This is a genomic window from Streptomyces hygroscopicus subsp. hygroscopicus (genome assembly GCF_001553455.1).
Lineage (GTDB): Bacteria > Actinomycetota > Actinomycetes > Streptomycetales > Streptomycetaceae > Streptomyces > Streptomyces hygroscopicus.
This window is the reverse complement of record NZ_BBOX01000428.1, coordinates 1-8,721: the sequence shown is the minus strand read 5'-3', so window position 1 is coordinate 8,721 and position 8,721 is coordinate 1. Positions and strand designations below refer to the sequence as shown.

Here is an 8,721-nt window from a genome sequence, read left to right as displayed (position 1 = left end):
GTACCGGAACCCCGGACCGGAACGGGGAACGGGACGAAGGGACGGGGCCGGCGGAAGGGAACCCGGACCCGGCCGTCCCCGCCGCGACGACGACGGGCCCGGCCCCAGGAGCACGCTCCTGGGGCCCGGCCCTTGTGATTGCCGAACGCTCCGCGCTACGCGGCCCGCGTCAGTTGTCGTCCTCGTCGATGAGGAAGCCCCGCATCGGGCTCGGCGCCTGCTGCATCGGCTGCGGACTCTGCGGCCGCACCGGTGCCATCGGCTGGGTCATCGCGGGGGACATCTGCTGCTGTCCGCCGTAGGACGGCGCTCCGCCGTTCTGGCCGTGGCCGCCCATGGACTGGTTGCCGCCCATGGTGTGGCCGCCCATCGAGCCGGCACCGGCCGAGGCCATGGAGCCGCTCATCGAGGGGGACGGCGGCAGCGAGGCGGTCGCCGGGGTGCGCGGCGGGGCGAGCGAGTCGTCGGCCTGGTTCTCCAGCTGGCGCAGCTGGCTCTCCAGGTACGACTTCAGTCGCGTGCGGTACTCGCGTTCGAAGCCGCGCAGGTCCTCGACCTTGCGCTCGAGCGTGGCACGAGCGGACTCCAGGGAGCCCATCGCGACACGGTGCTTCTCCTGCGCGTCCCGCTCCAGCGCGTCGGCCTTGGCGCGGGCGTCCCGCTCCAGGCCCTCGGCGCGGCTACGGGCCTCGCCGACGATCTTGTTGGCCTCGGAACGGGCCTCCGCGATCGCCTGGTCGGCGGTCTGCTGTGCGAGCGAGAGCACGCGTGCGGCGCTGTCGCCGCCCGGGCCCTGTCCCGGCTGCGGCAGCTGCGGACCGCCGGGGCCGCCAGGACCGCCGGGGCCACCAGGCCCACCGGGACCGCCCATCGGGCCACCCATGGGACCGCCGGGACCCATGGGGCCGTTCTGCCCCATCGGGCCGGGGCCGCCCTGCTGCATCGGGCCGGGGCCGTTCTGGCCCATCGGACCGGCCGGGAGCTGCGGGGCGCCGCCCGGAAGTTGGGGCGGACCACCCATCTGCTGCTGCTGGCCGGGCGGCACCGGCTGCGGCGGTCCAGATATGGCGGCGGGCACGGGTGCGCCGGGCCTCTCCTGCTGTTCTGGAGGCTTGCGCATGCCTTGTTGCTGGCTCTGGGCGGCGGCACGGGTCGCGGCGGCCAGCTTGGCGCGCAGGTCCTCGTTCTCCCGCAGCAGCCGGGTCAGTTCGGCTTCGACCTCGTCGAGGAAGGCATCGACCTCGTCCTCGTCATAGCCTTCTCGGAGGCGGACGGTCGTGAACTGCTTGTTCCGCACGTCCTCGGGGGTCAACGGCATCTCTACTTCACCTCAACGTAGTCGTCGGCAATCGGCAAGACCGTATCGTTCACACCCTGCTCGCAAAATTGCTCACGACGGTGATCAGGATCCAGACGATGATCATCAGCACGAAGAAGGACAGGTCGAGCGCCACACCCCCGAGACGCAGCGGCGGAATGAACCGCCGCAGAAGCTTGAGTGGCGGATCGGTCACAGTGTAGGTGGCCTCGAGGATGACCACCATCGCTCGACCGGGTTGCCACGAGCGCGCGAACTGGAAGACATAGTCCATAACCAGCCGGAAGATCAGCACGATCAGGTAGCAGTAGAGCGCGATGTAGATCACCTGTAGTGCGATGCCCATCCCGCGCGTCCCTCTCCCCTGGTTCGTACTCGGCCTTGCGGCCTCGGATGACTCGGTGTTGCCGGTTTGCCGTTTTTGCGTCTCAGCTCTGGTTGAAGAACCCGCCCTCTGCGATACGGGCCTTGTCCTCCGCCGTGACATCGACGTTAGCAGGAGACAACAGGAACACCTTCTGCGTCACCCGCTCAATGCTGCCATGGAGGCCGAACACCAGACCGGCGGCAAAGTCGACAAGTCGCTTCGCATCCGTGTCGTCCATCTCCGTCAGATTCATGATCACGGGAGTGCCCTCACGGAAGTGTTCCCCGATAGTACGGGCCTCGTTGTAGGTCCGGGGGTGCAGTGTGGTGATGCGGTACGGCTCCCGCTCGGACACAACCTTGGGCATGATCACGGGCGCGTTCTTCTCCAAGTTCTGACGTTCAGGTGTGATGGATGCCACGGGGGCAATTCGCGCGGGTCGTCCGGTTTCTACCGCAAGAGGAGCCGGTTCACGCTGTGCGGGAGGGTGGACGACTCGCACGGATTCGCCCCTTTCCGGCCGCGGTTCGGTCTCCACTACCTGATGCCGCCGACGGTCCCGCTCCCGTTCGGGCTCCGGCTCGGGCTCGAACTCGTCGTCGGGGTCGAATCCCCGGCCGTCGTACCCATCGTCCTCCACGAGGCCGAGGTAGACCGCCATCTTGCGCATCGCGCCGGCCATTCTCTGCGTCCTCCGCTCTGTGGTGGATCGGCTCCGCCACCGGATGCCATGGATCCACGTGGCCCGCCCGCCTTTTGACGGGAATGACCATATTTTCTGCTGTGGTCCGACTTCTTCGCGACGTTACCGGAGCCTGGGTCGGACTCCGAGTACCGCAGTGCCGACGCGCACATGTGTCGCTCCCGCCGCCACGGCTTCCTCGAGGTCCGAGCTCATCCCCGCCGAAACCATGGTGGCAGCCGGATGGGCCACGCGCAGGCGGGATGAGATTTCCACCAGCCGGTCGAACGCCGCCCGCGGCCGCCCTTCATAAGGACCCGTCAGCGGGGCGACGGTCATCAGGCCGTCGAGCCGGAGCCCCTCCGCCTCGGCCACGTCCTCGGCGAGCCGTTCCACTCCGTCCGGTCCGACGCCTCCGCGCGCTCCCCGTTCACTGGAGTCCGCGTCGAGCGCGACCTGAATCAGAACACCCAACTCCCGTGCGGCTCCCACCGCCGCACGGGAGAGTGCGTCAACCAATCGCTTACGATCGACAGATTGCACCACATCGGCATAACTGGATACGGAACGCACCTTATTGGTCTGCAATTGCCCGACAAAGTGCCAGATCAGTGGCAGATCCGCGCATTCCGCGGCTTTGGGGGCGGCTTCCTGATCACGGTTCTCGGCGACATGCCGTACGCCGAGTTCCGCGAGCAAACGGACGTCGCTCGCCGGGTAGGTCTTGGTGACCACGATCAGGGTCACCTCTTCGCGCTTGCGACCGGCCGTGGCGCAGGCGGCAGAGATACGTTCCTCCACCCGGGCCAGATTCGCGGCCAGTTCCGTCTTGCGATCCGTCACAGCTCAGCCGTCCAACCAGACATAGCTCGCGAGCCGCCCCGTGGTGTGCTCGCGCCGGTACGAGAAGTGGTCCGCCGACTCCAGGGTGCAGATGTGAGGTTGGGCATCCGTCCCATCCGTCCCGTCCGTCCCAGCAGGCCCGTCCGGCCGCACACCGGAGCGGGCCAGTTGCGCCCGCACCCCGGCCGCCACGTCCACCGCCGGAGTACCCCAACGGGTCTCGGCCCACGCCTCGGGCACCGTCTCGGCGACATCGGCGCGCATGTCCGCGGGAACCTCGTAGCAGCGGCCGCAGACCGCGGGCCCGATACGGGCGACGATCCGGGCAGCCCGGGCGCCCTGTTCGGTCATCGCGGCCACCACCGCCGGGACCACTCCGGCGACCAGACCCGGCCGGCCGGCATGGGCGGCACCGATGACGCCGGCCACCGGATCGGCCAGCAGCACCGGGGTGCAGTCGGCGGTGAGGACGGCCAGGGCGAGCCCCCGACGCCGCGTCACCACCGCGTCCACCGCCGGGATCTCGGCGCCGGCCCACGGTCCGTCGACCACCGCGACGTCCCGGCCGTGCACCTGGTTCATCCATACGACCGCCGCCGGGTCAAGGCCGATCGCCTTGGCCGCCAGTTCGCGGTTGGTCCGCACGGCCTGGGGGTCGTCGCCGACCGCGCCGCCGAGGTTGAGCTCGTCATACGGAGCGGCGCTCACCCCGCCCCACCGGTCGGTGAAGGCGAAGTGCGCGCCGCTCACGTCGTGCTGTTGCGCTATCACGTCGGGTTCGCTTCAAAGTCGCCGTCGAGCCATACCGGACGGCTCACTTCAGGAAGTCCGGGACGTCCAGCTCCTCGGCCTGGCTGTCCGAGTAGGGGCGAGCCGGGGGGACCTGGGGGTGCGGGGTGGGCGCCGGGGGCGGCGGCACCTCGGCGACCGGGGCCGGGTCCGCCGGGGCGGGCTCCTCCTCGCGCGGGGTGACGCTGCCCAGTCCGCCGAAGGACGGGCGGCTGTTCTCCGAGCGGGACGACGGGCTGCTCGCGGAGGTGCCGGAGCTCTCGTCGCGGCTGCCGCTGTAGGAGCCGAGCACCTTGTCGCGGTTCTTCGCGGGCGGCTGACCGCCGTCGAAGCCCGCCGCGATCACGGTGACCCGGACCTCGTCGCCGAGCGCGTCGTCGATCACCGCGCCGAAGATGATGTTGGCCTCCGGGTGGGCGGCCTCGCTCACCAGCTGGGCGGCCTCGTTGATCTCGAACAGACCCAGGTCGGAACCGCCGGAGATGGAGAGCAGCACGCCCCGGGCGCCGTCGATGGACGCCTCCAGCAGCGGCGAGGAGATCGCCATCTCGGCCGCGGCCACCGCGCGGTCGTCGCCCCGCGCCGAGCCGATGCCCATGAGCGCCGATCCGGCCTCGGACATCACGGACTTGACGTCGGCGAAGTCGAGGTTGATCAGACCCGGGGTGGTGATCAGGTCGGTGATGCCCTGAACACCCGACAGCAGCACCTGGTCGGCCGACTTGAACGCGTCCAGCACGCTCACCTGACGGTCCGAAATGGACAGCAGCCGGTCGTTCGGGATCACGATGAGGGTGTCGACCTCGTCCCGCAGACCCGCGATGCCGTCCTCCGCCTGATTGGCACGGCGGCGGCCCTCGAAAGTGAACGGACGGGTGACCACACCGATCGTCAGTGCGCCCAGCGACCGCGCGATGTTGGCGACCACCGGCGCGCCGCCGGTGCCCGTGCCGCCGCCCTCGCCCGCGGTCACGAAGACCATGTCGGCCCCCTTGAGGACCTCCTCGATCTCCTCGCGATGGTCCTCGGCGGCCTTGCGGCCGACGTCGGGGTTGGCGCCGGCGCCCAGGCCCCGGGTGAGTTCGCGGCCGACGTCGAGCTTGACGTCCGCGTCACTCATCAGCAGGGCCTGCGCGTCGGTGTTGATCGCGATGAACTCGACGCCCTTGAGCCCGACCTCGATCATCCGGTTGATGGCATTCACACCACCGCCGCCGATGCCGACGACCTTGATGACTGCGAGGTAGTTCTGCGGTGCTGCCACGTCGAAGGCCTCTCGCCTCGAGTTACGTGTCGCCACCCCGCCGTTGCCGCGGTGCGCCGACTGATGCCGAATGGGACGGTTCCGATTGCCGACCCCAACCCTAACGCTGAAGTTTAGGGTTACCAGTGCCTCTGTTTCCCGGACTCTTCGGAACAGGACACTAAGTCGACAAGTGGCGCGCGTTCAATGAACACGCCGAACCTCCCGCTTTTCTTTTCACCCTATGTGATCACCCAGTGGGCTAGCCAACCAGGGTGCTGGCCTGCCGCTATCACGTCAACTGCGAGACACCGCGGGGGAGCTCGGCGCGGTGACGTCGAAGTGGCTGCCGTCCGGCCGTGCTTTCATCAGGGCGGTGAGGGTCTTCGCCTTCGCCTCGCCGCGCTCCGCGCTGCCCCAGGCCACCGTACGGCCACCGGTCAGCTCCAGGGTGATCGAATCGTACGAACGGACCCGCAGGGAACGGGTGTCCCGGCGGACCTTCTCCGGGAGTTGGGTGACCACCCGGGCCGCCGCGCGGCGCAGCCTGACCGGGCCGAAATGGCGCGAACTCGGCGACCGGTCCGGCTCCATTTCCAGCAGCGGAACGCCCTTCGGACGCTTGCTCACGGTGGAGAACCGGACTCCCGCGGCGTCCACTTCGTGGAACTTCCCGCCCTCTTCGACAATGGCTTCGGGCCTGCGTTCCGTCACCGCCAGACTGATGGTGTGCGGCCATGACCGGGATACGCCCACTTTCGCAATCCGCGGCAGTCGCTCACGCAGCCGGTGTTCGATCGCCCCTGTGTCCACCGTCACCAAGGGGGTGTTCAGGGATACGTCGGCGGCGTCGCGCACCTCCTCGGCGGTGAGGACGGTGGTGCCGGTGACCCGCACCCGCTCGGCCCGCAGCCAGCTCGAACCGTAGAGCAGCCAGACGGCGCCGGCTCCGAGCAGGATCACCGCCACCGCGATCAGCAGCAGGGTGCGCCGGCCGGGCAGCCGGAGCCGGCGGCGCACGGCGGAACGGCGTGGGGGCGGGCCGGACGGCGACGTCCTGCGCGCGCCGCGCTCGGCGGTCGACGGTCCGGCCACGCTCCCTGCCTTCTCACACCTGGCGGCGTGCGGTGTTGATCGCCTCGTGCACCATGCCGACCAGCAGCTCGTCGGCGTCCCTGCGGCCGAATTCGGCGGCGCGCCGGGACATCTCGTACAGCCGGTGCGGGTCGCCGAGCACCGGCAGCACATTGCTCTGCACCCACTCGGGGCTCAGCTCGGCGTCGTCGACCAGCAGTCCGCCGCCCGCCTTGACCAGCGGCTGGGCGTTGAGCCGCTGCTCGCCGTTGCCGATCGGCAGGGGGACGTAGGCGGCCGGGAGCCCGACGGCGGACAGTTCGGCGACGGTCATCGCGCCCGCGCGGCAGAGCATCATGTCGGCCGCGGCATACGCGAGGTCCATCCGGTCCAAGTACGATACCGGGATGTAGGGCGGCATTCCGGGCATGTGGTCCACATGCGGCAGTTCGTTTTTCGGGCCGACCGCGTGGAGGACCTGGATCCCGGCGCGCTGGAGGAACGGCGCGACCGTCTGCACCACCTCGTTGAGCCGGCGCGCGCCCTGCGAGCCGCCGGAGACCAGCAGCGTCGGCAGATTCTGGTCGAGCCCGAAGGCCGCGCGGGCCTCGGGGCGGACCGCCGCCCGGTCGAGGGTGGCGATGGAGCGGCGCAGCGGGATGCCGACGTAGCGGGCGTTGCGGAGCTTGCTGTCCGGCGTGGAGACCGCCACGTACTTGGCGTAGCGCGAGCCGATCTTGTTGGCGAGCCCGGGACGGGCGTTGGCCTCGTGGACCACGATCGGCACCCCGAGCCGCTTGGCGGCCAGGTAGCCGGGCAGGGCCACATAGCCGCCGAAGCCGACGACGCAGTCGGCCTTGGTGCGCTCCAGGATCTGCTCGGCGGCCTTGATCGTGCCGCGCAGCCGCCCGGGGACGGTGATCAGCTCGGGGGTGGGCTTGCGCGGCAGCGGCACGGCCGGGATGAGCCCGAGTTCATAGCCGCGCTCGGGTACGAGCCGGGTCTCGAGCCCGCGCTCCGTACCGAGCGCCGTGATCCCCACGGTCGGGTCCTGCCTGCGCAGGGCGTCCGCGAGGGCGAGCGCGGGCTCGATGTGGCCGGCGGTCCCCCCACCGGCGAGTACGACATGCACCGAAATTCACCGCTCTCCGGACGGCCGCCTCTTGACGGGCCGTCTCATCGTCTTCCGTCTCACCCGAGCCAGCTTCTTCCGCAAAGCAGGCTGCCGCATGGCCAGCGCCGCCCGCGCAGCGGGCTCCGCCCGTGCGAAGGCGATCAGCAGGCCGACGGCGAACATGGTCGGCAGCAGGGCGGACCCTCCGTAGGAGAACAGCGGGAGCGGAACCCCGGCGATCGGCAGCAGACCGAGCACCGCGCCGATGTTGACCACGGCCTGGGCCGTGATCCAGGTGGTCACGCCTCCCGCGGCGTACCTCACGAAGGGGTCCTCCGTGCGTCCGGCCACGCGGATACCCGCATAGCCTAGAGCCGCGAAGAGAACGAGCACCGACAGCGTCCCCGCCAGGCCGAGTTCCTCCCCGGTAATGGCGAAGATGAAGTCAGTATGCGGTTCGGGTAGTTCGCCCCATTTCTCCATACTCGCACCGAGTCCCGAGCCGAACCAGCCGCCGTTGGCCAGGGCGTAGATCCCGTGGACCGCCTGCCAGCACTGGTCGTGATCACCGGGCTCGGTGGCGCCGATACAGGCGAGCCGGGACATCCGGTTGGCGCTGGCCTTGATGAGCAGCATGCCGATGACCCCGGCGAGGGCGAGGACGCCCACGAAGAGCCGGGTGGGGGCGCCGGCCAGCCACAGCAGGCCGAAAAGAATCGCCGTGAGGATGATCGCGGTGCCCATGTCCCCGCCCAGCATGATCAGGCCGAGCAGCAGGGCGGCCGCCGGCACCAGCGGGACCAGCAGGTGCTTCCACTGGGCCAGCAGCCGCTTGTCCTGTTTGCGGGCGAGCAGGTCGGCGCCCCACAGGACGAGCGCGAGCTTGCCGAACTCACTGGGCTGGAGCAGGAAGGGACCGCCGAAGGAGATCCAGTTCCGGTTGCCGTTGACCGCGATGCCCATGCCCGGGACCTGCACCAGGCACATCAGGAAGACCGAGACCGCGAGCAGCGGATAGGCGAAGGCGCGGTGCAGTTTGATGGGCATCCGCATGGCGAGCAGCATCAGCGCCCCGCCGAGCGCGGCGGCGAAGAGCTGTTTGCGGAAGAAGTACGACGGTGAGAGCCCGGATTGCAGCGCCTTGATCTGGGAGGCGGAGTAGACCATGACCAGCCCGAGCACCAGGATCAGCAGCGAGCCGCCGAGGAGCAGGTAGTACGCGGTGAGCGGCCGGTCCCAGGCCCGCCGGACGCGCTGCTGCAGCCCGCGCAGCCGGTCCAGGACGTTTCCC

The 8,721-nt window shown here is 69.8% G+C and carries 9 protein-coding genes; all 9 read right to left on the bottom strand.

All coding sequences use genetic code 11. The features are described 5' to 3' along the window. Positions 1-169 precede the first annotated feature (169 nt). Complete coding sequence (locus AXW62_RS34495; RefSeq protein ID WP_030831678.1) at positions 170-1,318, bottom strand: DivIVA domain-containing protein; 1,149 nt, start codon at positions 1,316-1,318, stop codon at positions 170-172. Positions 1,319-1,367: 49 nt separating this feature from the next. Next, positions 1,368-1,664, bottom strand: a complete 297-nt coding sequence (locus AXW62_RS34490; protein ID WP_014060001.1) for a YggT family protein — start codon at positions 1,662-1,664, stop codon at positions 1,368-1,370. 82 nt (positions 1,665-1,746) lie between these two features. Then, positions 1,747-2,367: a cell division protein SepF gene (locus tag AXW62_RS34485; RefSeq protein ID WP_030831675.1), complete on the bottom strand. Its 621-nt coding sequence runs from the start codon at positions 2,365-2,367 to the stop codon at positions 1,747-1,749. 123 nt (positions 2,368-2,490) lie between these two features. Next, complete coding sequence (locus tag AXW62_RS34480; protein ID WP_030831672.1) at positions 2,491-3,210, bottom strand: YggS family pyridoxal phosphate-dependent enzyme; 720 nt, start codon at positions 3,208-3,210, stop codon at positions 2,491-2,493. Between the two features lie 3 nt (positions 3,211-3,213). Then, the gene (gene pgeF, locus AXW62_RS34475) at positions 3,214-3,981 is read right to left on the bottom strand and encodes a peptidoglycan editing factor PgeF (protein ID WP_060947911.1); all 768 of its coding nucleotides are present in this window, start codon (positions 3,979-3,981) and stop codon (positions 3,214-3,216) included. A 43-nt stretch (positions 3,982-4,024) separates the two neighbouring features. Continuing rightward, positions 4,025-5,263 (bottom strand): cell division protein FtsZ, encoded by a 1,239-nt coding sequence (ftsZ, locus tag AXW62_RS34470; RefSeq protein ID WP_030831661.1) that lies wholly within the window; start codon positions 5,261-5,263, stop codon positions 4,025-4,027. Between the two features lie 276 nt (positions 5,264-5,539). After that, the gene (locus AXW62_RS34465; RefSeq protein WP_060947910.1) at positions 5,540-6,337 is read right to left on the bottom strand and encodes a cell division protein FtsQ/DivIB; all 798 of its coding nucleotides are present in this window, start codon (positions 6,335-6,337) and stop codon (positions 5,540-5,542) included. 13 nt (positions 6,338-6,350) lie between these two features. Next, positions 6,351-7,448 (bottom strand): undecaprenyldiphospho-muramoylpentapeptide beta-N-acetylglucosaminyltransferase, encoded by a 1,098-nt coding sequence (gene murG, locus AXW62_RS34460; protein ID WP_030831655.1) that lies wholly within the window; start codon positions 7,446-7,448, stop codon positions 6,351-6,353. Positions 7,449-7,454: 6 nt separating this feature from the next. Beyond that, a partial coding sequence (gene ftsW / locus AXW62_RS34455) for a putative lipid II flippase FtsW (RefSeq protein WP_060947909.1) occupies positions 7,455-8,721 on the bottom strand: 1,267 nt, incomplete at its 5' end.